17 protein-coding genes and 4 tRNA genes are annotated in these 18,263 nt (G+C 58.4%); 9 read left to right on the top strand and 12 right to left on the bottom strand.

Annotated elements, in window-relative coordinates:
- Window positions 1-7: 7 nt before the first annotated feature.
- Both POF45_RS11465 and POF45_RS11470 read right to left on the bottom strand, forming a co-directional pair.
- Window positions 8-223 (bottom strand): hypothetical protein, encoded by a 216-nt coding sequence (locus tag POF45_RS11465; RefSeq protein WP_259496705.1) that lies wholly within the window; start codon window positions 221-223, stop codon window positions 8-10.
- 65 nt (window positions 224-288) lie between these two features.
- Window positions 289-978 carry an energy-coupling factor ABC transporter permease gene (locus tag POF45_RS11470; RefSeq protein WP_259496707.1) on the bottom strand — a complete coding sequence of 230 codons (690 nt, stop codon included), beginning with the start codon at window positions 976-978 and terminating at the stop codon, window positions 289-291.
- Between the two features lie 624 nt (window positions 979-1,602).
- Between POF45_RS11470 and POF45_RS11475 the strand changes: the two genes are divergently transcribed.
- From POF45_RS11475 to POF45_RS11495, 5 genes are all read left to right on the top strand, one after another.
- A complete protein-coding gene (locus POF45_RS11475; RefSeq protein ID WP_282315706.1) occupies window positions 1,603-2,823 on the top strand; it encodes an MASE1 domain-containing protein in 1,221 nt (406 codons plus the stop codon).
- Between the two features lie 46 nt (window positions 2,824-2,869).
- Window positions 2,870-4,219 carry an HdeD family acid-resistance protein gene (locus POF45_RS11480; protein ID WP_259496708.1) on the top strand — a complete coding sequence of 450 codons (1,350 nt, stop codon included), beginning with the start codon at window positions 2,870-2,872 and terminating at the stop codon, window positions 4,217-4,219.
- A gap of 172 nt (window positions 4,220-4,391) precedes the next feature.
- Window positions 4,392-5,018: a DUF1780 domain-containing protein gene (locus POF45_RS11485; RefSeq protein WP_007942303.1), complete on the top strand. Its 627-nt coding sequence runs from the start codon at window positions 4,392-4,394 to the stop codon at window positions 5,016-5,018.
- A 103-nt stretch (window positions 5,019-5,121) separates the two neighbouring features.
- Window positions 5,122-5,295: a DUF3094 family protein gene (locus POF45_RS11490; protein ID WP_259496710.1), complete on the top strand. Its 174-nt coding sequence runs from the start codon at window positions 5,122-5,124 to the stop codon at window positions 5,293-5,295.
- Window positions 5,296-5,355: 60 nt separating this feature from the next.
- Window positions 5,356-6,654 (top strand): NAD(P)/FAD-dependent oxidoreductase, encoded by a 1,299-nt coding sequence (locus POF45_RS11495; RefSeq protein ID WP_259496712.1) that lies wholly within the window; start codon window positions 5,356-5,358, stop codon window positions 6,652-6,654.
- A gap of 63 nt (window positions 6,655-6,717) precedes the next feature.
- Here the strand turns inward: POF45_RS11495 and POF45_RS11500 are convergent, their stop codons facing one another.
- From POF45_RS11500 to rluD, 8 genes are all read right to left on the bottom strand, one after another.
- Window positions 6,718-6,957, bottom strand: coding sequence for a hypothetical protein (locus tag POF45_RS11500; protein ID WP_282315707.1), 240 nt, complete (start codon window positions 6,955-6,957; stop codon window positions 6,718-6,720).
- Between the two features lie 70 nt (window positions 6,958-7,027).
- A tRNA-Pro gene (locus POF45_RS11505) sits at window positions 7,028-7,104 on the bottom strand.
- Window positions 7,105-7,198: 94 nt separating this feature from the next.
- Window positions 7,199-7,274 (bottom strand) — tRNA-Lys (locus tag POF45_RS11510).
- A 5-nt stretch (window positions 7,275-7,279) separates the two neighbouring features.
- Window positions 7,280-7,356, bottom strand: a tRNA-Pro gene (locus POF45_RS11515).
- A gap of 9 nt (window positions 7,357-7,365) precedes the next feature.
- Window positions 7,366-7,441 (bottom strand) — tRNA-Asn (locus POF45_RS11520).
- Window positions 7,442-7,739: 298 nt separating this feature from the next.
- Window positions 7,740-10,304: an ATP-dependent chaperone ClpB gene (clpB, locus tag POF45_RS11525; RefSeq protein WP_282315708.1), complete on the bottom strand. Its 2,565-nt coding sequence runs from the start codon at window positions 10,302-10,304 to the stop codon at window positions 7,740-7,742.
- 131 nt (window positions 10,305-10,435) lie between these two features.
- Entirely contained in the window at window positions 10,436-11,161 is a 726-nt protein-coding gene (gene pgeF / locus POF45_RS11530; RefSeq protein WP_282315709.1) for a peptidoglycan editing factor PgeF, read from the bottom strand.
- Window positions 11,158-12,120, bottom strand: a complete 963-nt coding sequence (gene rluD / locus POF45_RS11535) for a 23S rRNA pseudouridine(1911/1915/1917) synthase RluD (protein WP_140681055.1) — start codon at window positions 12,118-12,120, stop codon at window positions 11,158-11,160. The genes pgeF and rluD overlap by 4 nt, the downstream gene beginning before the upstream one ends.
- A gap of 151 nt (window positions 12,121-12,271) precedes the next feature.
- Here rluD and POF45_RS11540 point away from each other — a divergent pair, with 151 nt between their 5' ends.
- The 4 genes from POF45_RS11540 to POF45_RS11555 all read left to right on the top strand — a co-directional run bounded on the left by POF45_RS11540 (window position 12,272) and on the right by POF45_RS11555 (window position 16,578).
- Entirely contained in the window at window positions 12,272-13,297 is a 1,026-nt protein-coding gene (locus POF45_RS11540; protein WP_259496719.1) for an outer membrane protein assembly factor BamD, read from the top strand.
- 128 nt (window positions 13,298-13,425) lie between these two features.
- On the top strand, window positions 13,426-13,659 hold the full coding sequence (locus POF45_RS11545; RefSeq protein WP_282315710.1) for a PP0621 family protein: 234 nt from the start codon (window positions 13,426-13,428) through the stop codon (window positions 13,657-13,659).
- Window positions 13,649-15,238 carry a sensor histidine kinase gene (locus POF45_RS11550; protein WP_282315711.1) on the top strand — a complete coding sequence of 530 codons (1,590 nt, stop codon included), beginning with the start codon at window positions 13,649-13,651 and terminating at the stop codon, window positions 15,236-15,238. The genes POF45_RS11545 and POF45_RS11550 overlap by 11 nt, the downstream gene beginning before the upstream one ends.
- The gene (locus POF45_RS11555) at window positions 15,235-16,578 is read left to right on the top strand and encodes a sigma-54-dependent transcriptional regulator (RefSeq protein ID WP_282315712.1); all 1,344 of its coding nucleotides are present in this window, start codon (window positions 15,235-15,237) and stop codon (window positions 16,576-16,578) included. Before POF45_RS11550 ends, POF45_RS11555 begins: the two co-directional genes overlap by 4 nt.
- Window positions 16,579-16,698: 120 nt before the next feature.
- On the opposite strand, the gene thiO is transcribed toward POF45_RS11555, so the two are convergent.
- Both thiO and POF45_RS11565 read right to left on the bottom strand, forming a co-directional pair.
- Complete coding sequence (gene thiO, locus POF45_RS11560; protein WP_282315713.1) at window positions 16,699-17,799, bottom strand: glycine oxidase ThiO; 1,101 nt, start codon at window positions 17,797-17,799, stop codon at window positions 16,699-16,701.
- Between the two features lie 54 nt (window positions 17,800-17,853).
- On the bottom strand, window positions 17,854-18,255 hold the full coding sequence (locus POF45_RS11565; RefSeq protein WP_259496725.1) for a type IV pilin protein: 402 nt from the start codon (window positions 18,253-18,255) through the stop codon (window positions 17,854-17,856).
- Between the last annotated feature and the right edge of the window lie 8 nt (window positions 18,256-18,263).

Genomic DNA, 18,263 nt, shown 5'->3' on the forward strand with positions numbered 1-18,263 from the left:
TCCATCATCAGGGCCGCATGAAGCCGTAGTCCTGGCCTTCATCGAGGTTTTCCGCGAGAAAACGCAACTCGTCGGCCAGGTCCTCGGCACTGCGCACCACCTTGCTCTGTTGCACCACCGCGCTGAGCAAGGCGCGCAGACTCAAGCCCGGATCAAACCCCACTTCCTGCGCCGTATCCAGACTCTGACGCAACTCCTGCCTTGCCCACTCATAAACACTCATGCCACAGCTCCTCAAAAGATATAGCCGAGCATGGGTTCGCCTGCGACCGGAGGATTTGATGTGGATCAAGGCTTGGGATCGTCATCCTTCCACGGTGCCGAAAGGTAGCGTGTGCGGTTGAACGTCTCCAGCCATTCGGGGCAGAACACCACCAACGCGCTGATCACCATGCCGTTGATGAACGCTTCGGGAAAAATGATCAGCCACAGGTAGCCGACAAAATCTTCGAGCCACTCCGGCATGGCGAAAATGCCGTCATACCACAGCAATGTCAGCCCCAGCACCAGGCACAAAAAGGCCGACAGCGCTGCGGCAAGAAAGCCGGAACAGAAGATATACACAAAGGGATTACGTGGCTGCGCCCGCTCAACAACGATCGCGCAGCACTCGGTGACCAGCACCGGCAGCAGAATCAGCAGCGCACCATTGACCCCGACGGCCGCCAGATCCTGCCGGCCCAGCAACACCAGCCCGAGTTGCGCAATCAGCCCGCCGACAATCGCCAGCGGCCAGTCCAGCAGCAACGTCACCGCCGTCATGCCAATGAAGTGATAGGACACTCCGCTGTCGAAATCCCGCCGTACCAACCACAACAGGAACAGCGCGAACACTGTGCCGAACAGCAAATGCTGACGCCGGGTGTCACTGAACAATTCGACCCACGGTGCGCGGCAGATTGCCCAGAGCAGCACCGGCAGATAAATCAGCCAGCCCACTGTCAGGCTCTGCGGTGATAACAGCTGGGCGCTGATCATGGATAGGCCTTCTCCAGCGTCGCAAGTAATTGCCCGGCGCTCACGTACTCATGCTGCTCGACCAATTGACCATCCTTGGGCTGTAATCACAGCACTTTAACCATCGTCCCGGAATAACGCAGTGCGACCCGATCAACGCGACAGGGCATCGTCCCCATACTGCGCTCCAGTCTAGACCAGACGGCTCACCTGCCCTTTGCGCTACCCGAAGTTCAACAAAGATGCCGCCAAGGCTCGACCGGTGAGTGAAATCGGATCGGAGGCACCGATTCGTAAGAAGTCCGAAGATCGGCTTGAGAGGGCTGACTTCGCGGATCGCATAGCCGGCGTTGAAGTTAGAAGCGACGGCGCGAACTGGCTTGATTTCAATCCCCGATCTGCGGGATGGAAACCATTAGTAAACCCTGTAAAGTCCGCGCCACCTTCTGAAAAGCTGACGGCTTCTACCCGTTTTGCCGTAATGCATAAAAAAGAAGCTGATACCCCCCTGCGCCCTAAACGATATCAGGGGCATGCTTCAGCGATGTGCCCAGGACACTTCGCGTTAACTAACGCAACGACATTAAATCGGAAAAAACGACAGTGATAATACCGAGGGTTCTAACACAAGTTGCCAGCTTGCTGATGTGGGTACTGACCTATTACGTGACAGGCCTAATCTCGCTTGAATTTGACCACCCTGTCTCCCAAGTGGCCATTGTATGGTTCCCCGCGGGCGTGGCGGTTTCAGCGTTTCTCAGCTCGCAACGTTCACGCTGGCCAGTGTTGTTCACGGTATTGCTGGCGACACGAGTTCTCCTGGATATTCAATGGCGGCATGATCTGGTCTCTACGCTAGTCCACTCCTGCCTGGCCCTGAGTGCAGCCGTCAGCATCGCCTGGCTGGTGCGTCGTTTCGCCCGCCCCAACGACTACTTGAACGCAATTGTGCTCTGGATAGTCGCTACCGTGGTTGTTTGCGCAGTGGAAGCTGCATTGACCGGAACCTGGTTGACGCTCGCACGCGATGTGCCACTGCGGCACCTGTTCTGGGTAACCTGGATTGCCAACATCACCGGGATTATCTTCGCCACCACTACGATCATGAGCCTGCTCAATGTTGATACCAATACTCATCGCGCAGGGGTCTTCGCCAATCTTACGGGCGTGATTGCCTTTCTCCTTCTATGCCTCAGTACCTGGTTTATCTTTGGGCTCGATCCCGCATGGCTGAAGGCCGGTATTACCGATAATACCGGCGCCGCCATGAACTTCGCGCTAGCCTGCGTCCCGATCATTTTCTCAGTGATCGTTTCGATGGTCTGGGGGGGACGTGGAGCAACGTTGGTATTGCTGACGCTGGCAGCCTTGGTGATTCATTACACCGACAATGGGCAAGGGCCCTTTTTCCTTAAAGGGCTTCACCAAGGTGAACCATTGCTACTAGCCCAGTGCTATCTCTGCGCTACAGCCTTGCTGATGGTTTTTCTGCGCGTTCTGACCCAGTCAGCACGACGTTACGATCTCGACACCGGCCGGGCGTCTGGTGAGGGGGTAATGTATCGGCTGCACCCCAACTCTGGCGATATTTTCTGGGACGATAACCTGCGGGATCTGCTGGGAATAGAGGCCCCTGTCTTGTCGACGATCAATGACGTGCTGGAGCGCGTACACCCGAAGGACCGGGAGAAACTACGACAGCACTGGTCCATACAACAACGTAGGAAGGGGCACGCCTCTTTAACGTTTCGTATCACCGTACAGGGCACAAACACACGGGTTATCTGTGACTACACCCCTGGCGTTATTGCGGATTCGAGCGGCGAAGTGATCGTGGGCAACTGGCAGATCAGTCACTTCCAATAATTATGCGCCACTTCAATCCGTACGATTTGCGACAAGGAAACAACTCATGATTCAAATCGCATTGCTTCTATTTGGCGCAGAATTCGTGCGATCCAAAGCCAGGTTCATCGGTTGGGTCGGTTTGCTTTGGGGCTTGATGGGGACGGGTGTACTTATTGACGGCCTAGACGGTATGTTGTATTTCCCGATGAAGGTCTTTGGGGTTTTACTGCTTTTGGAAAGCATCGTGACACTCAGCGTAGCGTCGAGTGGTGTGGGTGCACAAAAGGCCGTGCTGTTTTTCAAAGGCGGCGTCTGTTTCTTCGTGGCGCTCCTGATTCTGACCGACAAAACCTATAGCAACCTGTTACTGGCGATTATTTTCGGTTTTTCGTATTTCATTTTCGGCGTACTGGTGATTACTTCCGCTTTTGTCGTCAGATACCCTCATTGGCGTTTTTCAGTTATCACTGGTACAGCCAAGGTAATCTTCGCCCTCCTGCTTTTCACCCCCTATCCAGTTGACTACCAGGCGACGGTCTCATTTTTTCTCGGTTCGCTGATGATCGTCAGTGGCATCAATACCTTGCGCGTGGCCAGGCGTGCGAGTTTACTCGTGCATGGTACTTCGTCATTCGAACTACTGGCGGTCAATGAGTCTTTGCCGAGCATAAACAAGAAACCTGCAATTAAACCCGAAGTGATCGAGACCCTTGCCAGCCCGCCACTTAACGAGCCTCTGATCGTGCATATTTGGACGCCAGAAGGTACGGCGGAAAATACACCGGTACCGCGACCGATCATCAACCGGTACATCGCAGCCGTCGATAGCCAAGGCGTCATTTCCACTGGACACGCAGCGCTGGAGTTGCAGCCCTCGATCTATATCAGCCTATACCCGGCCGCAGACATCGACCGTTCGCCCTCAGAGTTTTTCCGCCTACTTAAAGCGACCAAAGACAATGACGTAGCGGGTACTTATCAGCCTGACTATGCGACAGAGGCTGCTAACTGGTGTGAGTCTGATCGTAAAATTCTTTTTCACCAATACAATAGCCGTGCCCTTGAGAACTTCTGGACCAACTACAGCCGCGATAACAGCTACAACCTGACATACCGCAATTGCTCAAGCAGTGTCGCTTATGCGCTGGAAGCGTCCCTTGATGGAGTGCTTGCCTTGCGCAGCGAGCGCTGGCGAGATTGTTTGAGGACCCTGTTTATGCCAGAACTGTGGATTGCGGCACAGGTACGCAGACGCGCGCTGACAATGGCATGGACACCCGGACTGGTGATGGATTACGCCAGGGCACTGCGGGCCATAGTGCACCCGGTTCCGCAGTCCTGGTTTCAGCGCATGCCTTGGAAAGCACGCAACGTTGATAAGGTTTCGACGAACCTCAGAGGCGGTCCGGAGTAACGCCGAGAATCGCCCGCTAATGGTTAACACGACCAGTGGCCACCCATCTGACGGACTCACGACTGTAGGCGTGCGCCAATGCCCATATCGATTCCGTCATTCAAGAGAAGCAAAAGTAAATTTAACAACTAAACGCTAAAGACTAAAACATTTGCACGCTAAGCTTGGGCCTATGGATGACTCAGATTATTTACGCCTGCTGACCATCGCGGCCGAGCAAGCCAACGCGTTCCTGTCCAATGCCCGCAAATGGGAGCGGGAGCGTTGGGTGTGCCAGCGCCTGCTGCAAGGCCTGAATATCCCCTACCGCGCCGACGAATTCGCCCCTGCCGGGGAGCCGCCGGACGTGCTGTTCCGTGAGGCGAATTTCGAGGTGTTCTTCGTGCTCGACGAAGGCCGCAGACTCAACGATGAATGGCGCGACGAGCTGCAACGTCGGCGCAGCGCTTTTTCCCTGAGCCAGTTGGTGCGGCGCGAAGCCAAACCCAAACGCATCCCCGCCAATGAGTTTCTGCTGAGACTGGCGCCAACCCTGCGCAAAAAGGCGCACAACTACAAAGAGCGCGGCATGGACCTCGGCGAACTGGACATCATTGCCTTCGCCAGCCTCAAGCGCGAAGTACTGGACCTCAACAGCCATTTCCCGCCGCCCACCGAATACCTGCGCCAGGGCTGGCGCTCGTTGTCGCTGGTGGGCCCGACCTTCGCCCGCGTGTTGTTCGCGCATCCCGACGCGCCGGACTTTCTACGCAGCAACCTGGGGCGTAGCATCGTCTTTGATGTCGGGATCAGTCTGTGAACATCGGCCCCGTCCCGGCCGGCAGCTATGCTCCGTTCACAGGGGGATAAATTCCCTGTAGCTTCTACACATTCAGCAACGTCTACCCCTGACGAGGCCTCACATGACCAGCCGCCTGAACCCCGACGACCAGAAGCATGTCGAAGAGTACCTGCACCTGTCCCAACACCGAGTCGAGCGCCGGCCTTTCCGGCCGTGGATGCTCCTGGTGGTGGTGCTGGCAGCGACCATTGGTCTGGGCCTGCTGAGCAGACTTATCAGTTACCTGACGCTATGAGCCGCGTGGCGCTCGCTCGGGTAACGGCACCGATTTCTTTTAGCCTTGCGAGATATCCCCATGACTCATCGTATTGTCATCGTTGGCGGCGGCGCCGGCGGTCTGGAGTTGGCTACCCGTCTGGGTAAGACTCTGGGCAAGCGTGGCACGGCCAGTGTGATGCTGGTCGACGCGAACCTGACCCACATCTGGAAACCGCTGTTGCACGAAGTCGCGGCCGGCTCCCTGAACTCTTCCGAAGACGAACTCAACTATGTTGCCCAGGCAAAATGGAACCACTTCGAGTTCCAGCTGGGGCGCATGAGCGGGCTTGATCGCGCGCAGAAAAAAATCCAGCTGGCCGCCACGTATGACGACGCCGGACTGGAACTGGTGCCGGCCCGTGAAGTGGGCTACGACTCGCTGGTGATTGCCGTCGGCAGTACCACCAACGACTTCGGCACTCAGGGCGCGGCGCAGCACTGTCTGTTCCTCGATACCCGCAAGCAGGCCGAGCGCTTCCATCAACAACTGCTCAATCACTACCTGCGCGCCCATGCCGGACAGACCGACAAGGTCGAGCAGATCAGCGTGGCCATCGTCGGGGCCGGTGCGACCGGTGTCGAACTGGCCGCCGAACTGCACAACGCCGCCCACGAATTGGCGGCTTACGGGCTGGACCGGATCAAACCGGAAAACATGCACATCACCCTGATCGAAGCCGGCCCCCGGGTACTGCCTGCCCTGCCGGAACGCATCGGCGGACCTGTGCATAAAACCCTGGAAAAGCTCGGGGTCAATGTCATGACCAATGCGGCGGTCAGTGAAGTGACCGCCGACAGCCTGATCACCGCCGACGGCAAAGTGATCAACGCCAGCTTGAAAGTCTGGGCCGCCGGGATTCGTGCGCCCGGTTTCCTCAAGGACATCGACGGCCTGGAAACCAACCGCATCAACCAGCTGCAAGTACTGCCGACCCTGCAAACCACCCGCGATGAAAACATCTTCGCCTTCGGTGACTGCGCAGCCTGCCCGCAACCGGGCACCGACCGCAATGTGCCACCGCGTGCGCAAGCAGCGCATCAACAGGCATCGCTGCTGGCCAAATCGCTGAAGCTGCGGATCGAAGGCAAGGCGCTGCCGGAATACAAGTACACCGACTATGGCTCGCTGATCTCGCTGTCGCGTTTTTCGGCTGTGGGTAACTTGATGGGCAACCTGACCGGCAGCGTGATGCTGGAGGGTTGGCTGGCGCGGATGTTTTACGTATCGCTGTACCGCATGCATCAGATGGCGCTGTATGGCGCGTTTCGCACCGCGATGTTGATGCTGGGCAGCAAGATCGGGCGCGGGACCGAGCCGCGGCTCAAGTTGCACTGATAAACCCCGTAACCCACGTGGGAGCGAGCCTGCTCGCTCCCACATTTATTTCATCGCCCGGAATCAGACCTGAAACCGCTGCACCATACCCTGCAACGCATTGGCCAGTTTCGACAGCTCATGGCTCGAAGCACTGGTCTGGTCGGCACCGGCGGCAGAACGCACTGACAGATCGCGAATATTCAGCAGATTGCGATCCACCTCCCGCGCCTCCCCGGCCCGCTCTGCCAGCACTAGCGTATTGGCGGCATGGGACGCACTGGCTTGCATCGAGTCCAGCGCCAGGCTCGACCCATTACGCATGCCCTGCACAAGTGTGCTTTTTAAAAGACAAAAAAAATCCCCGTATCTTTCGATACGAGGATTTTTAATATGGTCGGGGTAAGGGGATTCGAACTCCTGACATCCTGCTCCCAAAGCAGGCGCGCTACCGGACTGCGCTATACCCCGGTAAAAAAAAGGCGACCTTTCAGTCGCCTTCTTCGATCAGTGCTTTTGGCCTCTGATCTTAAGATCTGATTCCAGCGTTAACTGGTTTCAAAAATGGTGGGTCGTGTGGGATTCGAACCTACGACCAATTGGTTAAAAGCCAACTGCTCTACCAACTGAGCTAACGACCCAAAAATGGTCGGGGTAAGGGGATTCGAACTCCTGACATCCTGCTCCCAAAGCAGGCGCGCTACCGGACTGCGCTATACCCCGGTTTGAAATTGGCTCCGTGACCAGGACTCGAACCTGGGACCCAATGATTAACAGTCATTTGCTCTACCGACTGAGCTATCACGGAACTACATATTTCAATTTACAACGGTGAAACTTGCTTCGTCTCTTCGACCCGTTCGCATCGCTGCGTTCGTGTGTCTGAGGCGCGCTATTCTACAATCTTAAGCACCTCTGTCAACCCCCTAAATTGCTTTCAAGTTAATGATTTGCAACTTATTTCAGATTCCTGCTTGGAGAGCAGAAACCCTGGCGGGTGACTTACTGCGGGGCGCACTTTACAAGCATTTTCCTTTGAGTTCAACAGCCTAACTAAAAAAAGACCTCGCAATGCGAGGCCTTCTTCATTTCACTGGCCTATCAGCTCAGGCAAAAACGATTTCGTCGTTTTCCACGGTGCCGACAGCGGTGTCTCCAGGCATGAATCGACCCGACAGGATCAACTGCGCCAACGGGTTCTCGATCCAGCGCTGGATGGCCCGTTTCAGCGGCCGTGCGCCGTACACCGGGTCGTAACCGACCGCGATCAGCTTGTCCATGGCCTCAGGGCTGAGCTCCAGTTTCAACTCGCGCTCGGTCAGACGACTGCGCAGACGACCCAACTGGATCTCGGTGATGCCCGCGATCTGATCCCGCGCCAATGGTTCGAAGATCACCACTTCGTCGACCCGGTTGATGAACTCCGGCCGGAAGTGGGTGGAAATCGCATCCATCACTGCAGCACGTTGAGCCTCACGATCACCCACCAGCTCCTGGATCTGCACCGAGCCCAGGTTGGAGGTCATGACAATCACGGTATTCTTGAAATCCACCGTGCGGCCATGGCTGTCGGTCAGCCGGCCATCTTCCAGCACTTGCAGCAAGATGTTGAAGACGTCCGGGTGGGCCTTCTCGACCTCGTCCAGCAGGATCACCGAGTAAGGCTTGCGACGCACCGCCTCGGTCAGGTAACCGCCCTCCTCATAGCCCACGTAGCCTGGTGGCGCACCGATCAGTCGAGCCACGGAGTGTTTCTCCATGAACTCGGACATGTCGATCCGCACCATCGCCTCTTCAGTATCAAAGAGGAACTCGGCCAGTGCCTTGCACAGCTCGGTTTTACCGACACCGGTCGGGCCGAGGAACATGAACGAGCCGCTCGGGCGATTCGGGTCGGACAACCCGGCGCGGGAACGCCGTACTGCGTTGGAAACCGCGATAACCGCTTCGTCCTGGCCGATCACACGCTGGTGCAACAGGCTTTCCATCTTCATCAGCTTATCGCGCTCGCCTTCGAGCATCTTCGAGACCGGAATACCGGTCCACTTCGACACGACTTCGGCGATCTCTTCTTCAGTCACCTTGCTGCGCAGCAACTGGTTCTCGCTTTTACCGTGCTGATCGACCATCTGCAGGCTTCGCTCCAGGTCCGGGATCACCCCGTATTGCAGCTCGGCCATGCGGTTGAGGTCGCCTTTACGGCGCGCGGCTTCCAGCTCCTGGCGGGACTGTTCGATTTTCTGCTGGATCTGCGCCGAGCCCTGGACTTCGGCTTTTTCCGAATTCCAGATTTCTTCGAGGTCTGAGTACTCACGTTCAAGGCGAGCGATTTCTTCCTGGAGTTTTTCCAGACGTTTCATCGCCGCTTCGTCGCTTTCTTTCTTCAGCGCCTGGGATTCAACCTTGAGCTGAATCAGACGACGCTCCAGACGGTCCAGCACTTCCGGCTTGGAATCGATCTCCATGCGGATGCGGCTGGCAGCTTCGTCGATCAGGTCAATGGCCTTGTCCGGCAACTGGCGGTCAGTGATATAGCGATGGCTGAGCTTGGCCGCGGCGATGATTGCGCCGTCGGTGATCGCCACCTTGTGGTGAACCTCGTAACGCTCTTTGAGGCCCCGCAGGATAGCAATGGTGTCTTCTTCACTCGGCTCATCCACCAGCACTTTCTGGAAGCGCCGCTCAAGGGCCGCGTCCTTCTCTATATATTGGCGGTACTCGTTGAGCGTGGTCGCGCCGACGCAGTGCAACTCACCACGGGCCAATGCCGGTTTGAGCATGTTGCCAGCGTCCATCGAGCCTTCGCCTTTACCGGCGCCGACCATGGTGTGCAGTTCGTCGATGAACAGAATGATCTGCCCTTCCTGCTTCGACAGCTCATTAAGCAGGGATTTGAGGCGTTCTTCGAACTCGCCACGGTACTTGGCACCGGCAATCAGTGCGCCCATGTCCAGCGACAGCAGGCGCTTGCCTTTAAGGCCGTCCGGCACTTCGCCGTTGATGATGCGCTGGGCAAGGCCTTCGGCAATGGCGGTTTTACCCACGCCAGGCTCGCCGATCAGCACCGGGTTGTTCTTGGTACGGCGTTGCAGGACTTGAATGGTGCGACGAATTTCATCGTCACGGCCAATCACCGGATCGAGCTTGCCTTCTTCGGCACGCTTGGTCAGGTCGACGGTGTATTTGTCCAGTGCCTGACGCGATTCTTCGTGGTTGGCGTCATTGACCGCGTCGCCGCCACGCAGGTTGGTGATCGCGTTTTCCAGGGCTTTCTTGCTCACGCCCTGGCCGAGCAGTAACTTGCCGAGCTTGCTGTTCTCGTCCATGGCGGCGAGCAGCACCAGTTCGCTGGAGATGAACTGGTCACCTTTCTGCTGGGCCAGGCGATCAGCCTGATTGAGCAGACGCGCCAGATCCTGCGACATGTTCACGTCGCCGGTCGGATTTTGAATTTTCGGTAATTGATCGAGCTCTTTGGTCAGCTCTTTGCGCAGGCTGTTGACGTCAAAGCCGACCTGCATCAGCAGCGGCTTGATCGAGCCGCCCTGCTGTTCGAGCATGGCCTGCATCAAGTGTGCAGGCTCAATGCCTGGATGATCGAGGCCGACAGCCAGGGATTGAGCGTCGGATAGTGCTAACTGCAATTTGCTGGTTAAACGATCTATACGCATGGGTCACCTTCCTTTTGAGCAGGCCGGACCTGAGAAACCATCCTGAATGAAGAAACCTGCCAGATACCTCATTAGATGTGGTCGATTCTGGGAGATTCAAGCGTCGTACAGTTGATGCAGATCAGCGAAGCTTAGCCTTCGAGCCAGATCAGGGAGGCAAACCGGCCGGTGCGAGGACTGCGGCGGTAAGAAAAGAAGCGGGGATCGGTCACGGTGCACAAGCCGCCACCATAAACAGCAGCGACGCCACAGGCAGCCAGACGCAGACGCGCCAGCTCATAGATGTCAGCCATGAACTTGCCGGCATTCTGGCTGGGCACAAAGGCTTCAGCCACTTGCGGCAGTTGCTGGATGAAGACTTCGCGCACTTCCGGGCCGACTTCAAAGGCTTGTGGGCCAATCGCGGGACCGAGCCAGACCAGCACCTCTTGCGGGGCGACCGCCAGGCTGTCGAGCGTTGCTTCAAGTACGCCCGCCGCCAGCCCGCGCCAACCGGCATGAGCGGCGGCAACACGCGTGCCGGCCCGGTCGCAGAACAACACAGGCAGGCAATCAGCGGTCATCGACGCACAGGCGATGCCGGGCGTGGACGTCCAGCTGGCGTCAGCGGTTGCCACCAGCCCCGGGTCAGCATGAGCCACGGCTATGCCGTGAACCTGCTGCAGCCAGGCCGGTTGAATAGAGAAATGATCGGTGAGGCGACGGCGATTTTCGGCGACAGCTTCGGGGCTGTCATCGACGTGATCGCCAAGATTGAGGCTGTCGAACGGCGCCAGACTGACGCCGCCCGCACGGGTGGTCACACAGGCTTTCACCCCGGCAGGCGCAGGCCAGTCGGGAATCAGCCAGTCACTCATCCGATGAACGCCTCACGGTCTTGCTTGAGCAGGGTCAGCAACCAGACAAAATCGTCCGGCAGCGGCGATTCCCAGCTCATGCGTTTACCGGTCGTCGGATGGTCCAGCTCCAGGAACCGCGCATGCAGTGCCTGACGCGGGAACGCCTTCAACGATTCGACCATGGTCACACTGGCTGCCGGCGGGATGCGGAAACGACCGCCGTAGGCAGGGTCTCCGACCAACGGGAAGTTGATGTGGGCCATGTGCACACGAATCTGGTGAGTACGACCGGTTTCCAGCTTCACCCGCACATGCGTGTGGGAACGGAAACGCTCGAGCACGCGGTAATGGCTGACGGCTTGCTTGCCACCTTCCATCACGGCCATGCGCTGGCGTTGCTGGCCGTGGCGACCGATGGGCGCATTGATCTTGCCACCCGCCGTCACCACGCCAATCACGATGCACTCGTAGATCCGGCTGACACTGCGGCTCTGCAACTGTGTAACCAGCTGCGTCTGCGCTTGAATGGTCTTGGCCACCACCATCAGACCGGTGGTGTCCTTGTCCAGACGGTGCACGATACCGGCGCGCGGCACATTGATAATGTCCGGCACGTGGTGCAGCAAGGCGTTGAGCAAGGTGCCGTCAGCGTGACCGGCAGCCGGATGCACCACCAGACCCGCAGGTTTGTTGATCACCAGGATGTCGTCATCTTCATAGACGATGTCCAGCTCGATGTCCTGAGCGATCCATTCGCCTTGAGCTTCCTGCTCGGCAGTCAGCTCAAGAATGGCGCCACCGTGAACGATGTCTCGCGGGCGGATAACCGCCCCATCCACAGTCAGGCGGCCGTCTTTGATCCAGGCGGAAAGGCGCGAGCGCGAGTGCTCAGCGAATAATTGTGCGGCGACTTGATCGAGGCGTTGGCCGCCCAATTCGGACGGCACCTCTGCGCGAAGTTCAATTTTATCGGACATGCTCAGACTAGGCGTCGGCACAGCCTTTGGTTTCGGCTGCGCGCTTGTGGTTAAATACGGCGTCTTTTGCCCCGAGGCTTTTCAACGGGGCGCTCATCATAACAGGACGGCCCCGCCCAAGACAGCGGCCGTCATAGGGACGCAAGCCGCCATGCAAGTGAAACACCTGCTGCTGATCGCCATCCTCGCATTGACCGCTGCTTGCTCATCGAAGGAAGTCGTAGACGAAAACCTGAGCGAAGTCGAGCTGTACCAGCAGGCTCAGCACGATCTGGATAACAATAGCTACACCAGTGCCACAGCCAAGCTGAAGGCCCTGGAGTCGCGTTATCCGTTCGGGCGCTATGCTGACCAGGCGCAACTGGAACTCATCTACGCCAACTACAAGAACGCCGAGCCTGAGGCTGCCAAGTCTGCCGCCGAGCGTTTCATTCGTTTGCATCCGCAGCATCCGAACGTGGATTACGCGTACTACCTCAAGGGTCTGACTTCCTTCGACCAGGACGTCGGCCTGCTGGCGCGCTTCCTGCCGCTGGACATGACCAAACGTGATCCGGGTGCTGCCCGCGACTCGTACAACGAGTTCGCTCAGCTGACCAGCCGCTATCCAAACAGCCGCTACTCGCCGGATGCCAAGCAGCGCATGATCTACCTGCGCAACCTGCTGGCTTCCTACGAGATTCACGTTGCCGACTACTACCTGACCCGTCAGGCATACGTCGCTGCCGCGAACCGTGGTCGTTACGTGGTGGAAAACTTCCAGGAAACCCCTTCGGTCGGTGACGGCCTGGCGGTGATGGTCGAGGCTTACCAGCGTCTGCACCTGGACGCATTGGCCGAAACCAGCCTCGAGACCCTGAAGCTGAACTACCCGAACCACCCAAGCCTGGTGGACGGTCAGTTCAAGCCATCGGTTGCCGAAGCGGACAACCGTTCGTGGCTGAGCAAGGCGACGTTGGGTCTGATCGAGTCCCGTCCGCCGCTGCCGCCGGGCGAAACCCGCGCCAACCAGGACGTGCAGAAGCAGTTCCAGGACGCCAAGGACTCGATTCCGAGCGATCTCAAGCCTAAAGATGAAAACGGTCAAGTGATCGAAGAAGAACAGCACGAAGCGGAAGGCAATAACAACAGCGACCGCTCGTGGTTCAGCTACATGACCTTCGGTGTGTTCGACTGACACCCGAGGCAGGGCAAAAAGGGAGACTCTTGAGTCTCCCTTTTTCATGACCGCGTTTTAATACGCTGTGCGCTGCTCATGTCCTTGGCTAAACTGCCGGATCATCAGTCGAAAAGCAGCTGCTCACCATGGTTCGTTTATTATTCTGGATCGCCCTGATTGCCGCTGCGGTATGGTTCTGGCGCAAGTTCAAGGGTGCAACCTCTGCACCCCGCTCCTCTGCAGAGCTGGAAGCAACGCCGATGGTCCGCTGCGCGCATTGCGGCGTCCACCTGCCCCGCGACCGAGCACTGAGCCTTCAACAACAGTGGTATTGCAGCCAGGCTCACCTTGAGCAAGGCCCCGGCACCCGTGATCGCTGAGGCCACCAGCATCGGCAATAAACAGGCCCAGCGACTGCTGCGCCTTTATCACCTCTACCGTTTAAGCATCGGCATCACCCTGGTGCTACTGATCTCCAGCAACATGGACAACCAGTTGCTGACGTTCGCCAATAACGACCTGCTGCGCAGTGGCAGCTGGTTGTACCTGGTACTGAATATCCTGCTGGTGGTGTTCCTGGAGAACACCCGCCACCCGGCGCAGCTATTCGGCCTGGCCCTGACCGATGTGTTGCTGCTATGCGGCCTGTTCTACGCTGCCGGCGGCGTGGCCAGTGCCATTGGCAACTTGCTGATCGTGTCGGTAGCCATCGGCAACACGCTACTGCGGGGCAGGATCGGCCTGCTGATTGCAGCAGTCGGGGCCCTCGGCATCGTCGGTTTGAGTTTCCTGCTCAGTTTCAGTCATCCCGTCAGCCCCAACGACTACTTGCAAGCCGGCACGCTGGGCGCGCTGTGCTTTGCCGCTGCGTTGCTGGTGCAAGGGTTGATCCGGCGCCTGGAAGACAGCGAACACCTTGCCCAACAGCGCGCCAGCGAAGTGATCGGCCTCGAAGCCCTCAACGCGCTGATCCTGCAACGCATGCGTACTGGCATTCTGGTGCTGGACGATCAGCGACGGGTGCAACTGGCCAACCACAGTGCCCTGACCCTGCTGGGGCAGGACACGTTGAATGGTCAGTTGATCGATGACTATTCGCCGCTGCTGGTCGAGCGCCTGCAGTTGTGGCTCAACAACCCGACCTTGCGCCCACAGGGACTGAAGATCGCCGCCCTTGGCCTGGAACTGCAGCCAAGCTTCATTGCCCTGGACCAGGGCTCGCATCATCAGACGCTGGTATTTCTAGAAGACCTGGCGCAAATCGCCCAGCAGGCCCAGCAACTGAAACTTGCCGCCCTTGGCCGCCTGACTGCCGGGATCGCCCACGAGATACGTAATCCGCTGGGCGCCATCAGCCATGCTGCGCAGTTGCTGCAAGAGTCCGAGGAACTGAACGGCGCGGACCGCCGTCTGACCCAGATTATTCAAGATCACTCTCAGCGCATGAATCGGGTTATCGAAAACGTCCTGCAACTGTCCCGCCGCCAGCAATCCGCGCCGCAGCGACTCGATCTGCACGCATGGCTTGAGCAGTTCGTCGAGGAGGCCGCTGAACATGGCGGCGAACGTCAGCAGATTCACCTGCATATCAGTTCAGGCCACTTCAGCACCTTGATGGACCCGAATCAGCTGACGCAAATTCTCGACAACTTATTGCGCAACGCCTTGCGTCACAGCGCGCTGATTCATCACCGGCCCGAAGTCTGGCTGGAGCTGTTCATCGACCCGGACAGCCAGCTACCGGCCCTTGAAGTGCTGGACAACGGTCCCGGCGTGACGGCAGACCAGCAGGTGCATCTGTTCGAACCCTTCTTCACCACCAGTAGCCAGGGCACTGGCCTTGGGCTTTATCTGTCCCGTGAGCTGTGCGAAAGCAACCAGGCCCGCCTAGACTTCAAACCACGCCAAGGCGGCGGCTGCTTTCGCATCACCTTTGCTCACGGACGGAAACAAAGTTGAAGAGCCCACAGCAAAAAATCCTGATCGTCGACGACGAGCCGGATATCCGCGAACTCCTGGAAATCACCCTGGGCCGGATGAAACTCGACACTTTCAGTGCCCGCAACCTCGGCGAAGCCCAGGCCCTGCTGGGCCGGGAGACGTTCGACCTGTGCCTGACCGACATGCGTCTGCCCGACGGCACCGGCCTGGAGCTGGTACAGCACATCCAGCAACGTTATCCACAGGTGCCGGTCGCAATGATTACGGCCTATGGCAGCCTGGAAATCGCCATCAATGCGCTCAAGGCCGGTGCCTTCGACTTCCTGACAAAACCGGTGGATCTCACTCGATTGCGGGAGCTGGTCACCAGCGCCCTGCGCCTGCCTGTTGCCGGTGGCTCAACCAGTGCCATTGACCGGCGTTTGCTCGGGGATTCGCCGCCCATGCGCCATCTGCGCGCACAGATCGATAAACTGGCTCGCAGCCAGGCACCGGTGTACATCAGTGGCGAATCCGGCAGCGGCAAGGAACTGGTTGCACGATTGATCCACGACCAAGGCCCCCGCTCGGACCAGCCGTTTGTCCCCGTCAACTGCGGGGCAATTCCGTCGGAACTGATGGAAAGCGAATTCTTCGGCCACCGCAAAGGCAGTTTCAGCGGCGCCATCGAAGACAAACCCGGACTGTTCCAGGCGGCCCATGGCGGCACGCTGTTCCTCGATGAAGTGGCCGATCTGCCACTGGCAATGCAGGTCAAACTGCTGCGGGCGATTCAGGAGAAAGCAGTCCGTAGCATCGGCGGGCAGCAAGAAACCGTGGTCGATGTGCGCATCCTCTGCGCCACCCACAAGGACCTCGGCGCCGAAGTGGCCGGCGAACGCTTTCGCCAGGATTTGTACTACCGCCTCAATGTGATCGAATTACGCGTCCCGCCATTGCGCGAACGCCGCGACGACATCGAGTCCCTGGCCAGTCACGTACTCAAACGCCTGGCAAACGGCAGCGGTCAACCAGCCGCCAGACTTCAGCCACAGGCCCTTGAAGCACTGAAAAGCTATCGATTTCCGGGCAATGTGCGAGAACTGGAAAACATGCTCGAGCGCGCCCACACCCTGTGCGAGAACAAACAGATCGAGGCCGGTGACTTGCGCCTGAGTGAAGGCAACTGCGCCGCCGAATCCGGCGTGCCGGACCTGACCCGGATCGACAATCTGGAAGACTATCTGGAAAACGTCGAACGCAAACTCATCCTCCAGGCCCTGGAAGAAACCCGCTGGAACCGCACGGCGGCGGCTCAGCGGTTGAGTCTTTCGTTTCGGTCAATGCGTTATAGGCTGAAGAAATTGGGCCTGGATTGAGGGTCCCATCGCGAGCGAGCTCGCTCCCACAGGGGACCGCGCTCCTCCTGAGAATGCGATCAAATGTGGAAGCGAGCTTGCTCGCGATAGCGACCTAACAGGCGCAGAAAAAGCCCGCGGCTAGATCCGCCCAACCGGCGCATACGGCACCGGATCAATGATCGGCGCCCGCCCCAGCATCACATCCGCAAACAACTGACACGACGCCGGCGCCAGCACCAGACCATTGCGGTAATGCCCACAATTAAGCCAAAGCCCATCAAACCCCGGCACTCGCCCAATATACGGAATCCCTTCAGGCGACCCCGGCCGCAATCCAGCCCAATGTCCCACCACTTCAGCGTCCGCCAACGCCGGAATCAACTCCACTGCCGAGGCCTTCAGGCTCTCCAGGGCTGACTCGGTGGGGGTCTTGTCATAGCCTTTATGTTCCAGCGTACTGCCGATCAAAATATGCCCGTCGCGTCGCGGAATCGCATAACGCCCCTTGGCCAGCACCATGCTCGGCAAAAAATCCGCCGCACACTTGTAGAGAATCATCTGACCCTTGACCGGCTGCACCGGCAACGCCAGGCCCAGGGTCTTGAGCAAGTCACCGCTCCAGGCGCCCGCCGTCAGCACCACCTGATCACCCTCAATTGCACCGTTGGCCGTTTGCACGCCGATCACCCGCTCGCCTTCACGGATAAACCCACTGACTTCGCACTGTTCATGGATCGTCACGTTCGGCAGTGCCAGCAACGCAGCCTTCAGGGATTTGACCAGACGCGGATTACGCACGTTGGCCACGTCGGCCATGTAGATCGCCCGGGTAAAACCGCTGCCCAACACCGGCACCGCATCGTGTGCCGCCGAGATATCCACAGCCCGCAGCGGACGATTTTCTCGGGCAGCCCAGGCCAGCGCCTCAGCTTCATCGTCCAGGTCCAGCCAGTACAGGCCGGTGGTATGCACTTCAGGATCAACACCGGTAGCGGCAAACAACCGCTCGCCCAGCTGTGGATAAAAATCCTGGGACCAATGCGCCAGCGCAGTGACCGCCGGGCTGTAGCGCCACGGGTACAGCGGCGAAACGATGCCGCCCCCGGCCCACGAGGACTCCTGGCCAACGCTCGAACGATCCAGCAGCACAACGCTCTGTACTTCGGAGGCGAGATTGAACGCCGTCAGCAGGCCGATGACTCCGCCGCCGACAATCACTACTTGCTGTTGCCTGGACATGTTCTGATCCAACCTAGATAGACAGTGGGCGCAAAAAGCGCCCGAAAAGGAAACTCAGCGACCCCAGCAATACTTGGTGGTCAGGCCAGCCGTCGCATTGACCATGCTTCTGACGCCGGTATTGGTGATAGTGAAATCCCCACACTTGTCGCTGGCCATGGTCGCCCCGGCATTGCGCACAGCTGTCAGCAGAAAGGTCTGAGCGGTGATGGTCGGGGTGATGGTGTAGTAGGTGTTGCCGGTGCTCAGGCCCGTGACGCCGGTGTAGACGTTGTTCTTCGAGTAGAACCGCTCAAGGTTTTGTGCCTGTTCGGACAGAATGCCAGCGATTTCACCGCGCCGCCCTTTCGCCAGATACTCGGTGTAACTGGGAGCGGCAATGGTGATGACGATCCCGATGATCGCAACCACGATCATGATTTCGATCAGGGTAAAACCTCGGTTGCTTTTGCGCATGCCTCAAC

The organism is Pseudomonas fungipugnans, assembly GCF_029955235.1.
In the GTDB taxonomy this organism is placed as follows: domain Bacteria; phylum Pseudomonadota; class Gammaproteobacteria; order Pseudomonadales; family Pseudomonadaceae; genus Aquipseudomonas; species Aquipseudomonas fungipugnans.